The following is a 1,443-nucleotide window of genomic DNA, read 5'->3' as shown; positions in this document are numbered from 1 at the left end:
GGCCGCATGGTGGGAGCCCGGGGCCGCGGCGATAGGGGTGGCGCGGGCGGCCGGCATGGCGGCGCTGACCTATAACCGGGAATCGGTGCCGACGATCCGGCGCTTCATGGAATCGGATGCGTTCATCCGGGGGCTGATGGGGCCGTTCGGGTCGGGGAAAAGTTCGGGCTGCGTCTGGGATATCGTGGTGCGGGGGCTGCGGCAGGCGCCAGGGCCGGACGGGGTGCGGCGCACGCGCTGGGCGGTGATCCGCAATTCGTACCGCCAGTTGGAGGATACGACCATCCGCACGGTGCATCAATGGTTTCCGCCCGCGCGGTTCGGGCGGTGGAAGCCGACCGAGCATTCCTATGTCATTGACCGGATGGTGGCGGAGGGAGACGAGGCGCCGGCGGAGATCGAATTGCTGTTCCGGGCGCTGGACCGGCCGGACCAGGTCGGCAACCTGCTGTCGCTGGAGCTGACGGGCGCGTGGGTGAACGAGGCGCGCGAGGTGCCGTGGGCGATCATCGAGGCGGTGCAGGGGCGTGTCGGGCGCTATCCGGCGCGGCGCGACGGCGGGGCGAGCTGGTCGGGCGTGCTGATGGACACGAACCCGCCCGACGCGGAATCGGACTGGTACCGGTTCTTCGAGGAAAAGGACCATGGGCCGGCGGTGGCGGCGATGGCCGGGATCGTGCCGGACATGACGGTCGCGCGGTTCGCGCGGATCTTCAAGCAGCCGGGGGGACGCTCGGCGCAGGCGGAGAACCTGGAGAATTTGCCGCCGGCCTATTACCAGCGGCTGGCGGTCGGGAAAAGCGACGAATGGATCAAGGTCTATATCGACGGGGATTATGGCTTCGTCATGGAGGGGCGGCCGGTTTTCGGCGAATACAGCGATAGCTTCCATTGCCGGGCGTGCCGCACGGTGCCGGGCCTGCCGGTCTATCGCGGCTGGGATTTCGGGCTGACGCCGGCCTGCGTGTTCAGCCAGTTGCTGCCGTCGGGGCAGTGGATCGTGGTGGACGAGCTGGTGGCGACGGCGATGGGGGTCGCGCGGTTCGCCGAACGGGTGGCGCGGCATTCGGCGCAGCATTTTCCGCATACGCGCTTTGTCGATGTGGGCGATCCGGCGGGCATGCAGCGGGCGCAGACCGACGAGCGGACCTGTTTCGAGATCCTGCATGCGCAGGGGATCGCGATCGAGGCGGGGATGCAGGGCCTGGCGATCCGTCTGGAGAGCGTGCGGCGGCCGCTGCGGACCCTGCTGGACGGGGCGGAGCCCGGATTCGTGCTGCATCCGCGCTGCATGGTCCTGCGCCGGGCGCTGATGGGGGGATACCAGTATCGGCGCATGCGGGTCGGCGGCGAGCGCTATGCCGACCGGCCGGAGAAGAACCGCTGGTCGCATGTGACGGACGCGCTGCAATACGCCGCGACGCGGCTGTTCGGCCCCGCCCT

The 1,443-nt window shown here is 69.4% G+C and carries 1 protein-coding gene; it reads left to right on the top strand.

Annotation, left to right across the window (positions count from 1 at the left end):
• Positions 1–37: 37 nt before the first annotated feature.
• A partial coding sequence (locus tag HUK84_RS18045; protein WP_317135312.1) for a hypothetical protein occupies positions 38–1,443 on the top strand: 1,406 nt, incomplete at its 3' end.

Origin of the sequence: Nguyenibacter vanlangensis, from assembly GCF_013376155.1 — a bacterium.
Lineage (GTDB): Bacteria > Pseudomonadota > Alphaproteobacteria > Acetobacterales > Acetobacteraceae > Gluconacetobacter > Gluconacetobacter vanlangensis.
The sequence above is the reverse complement of the archived record's forward strand: the minus strand, read 5'-3'. Positions and strand labels throughout refer to the sequence as shown.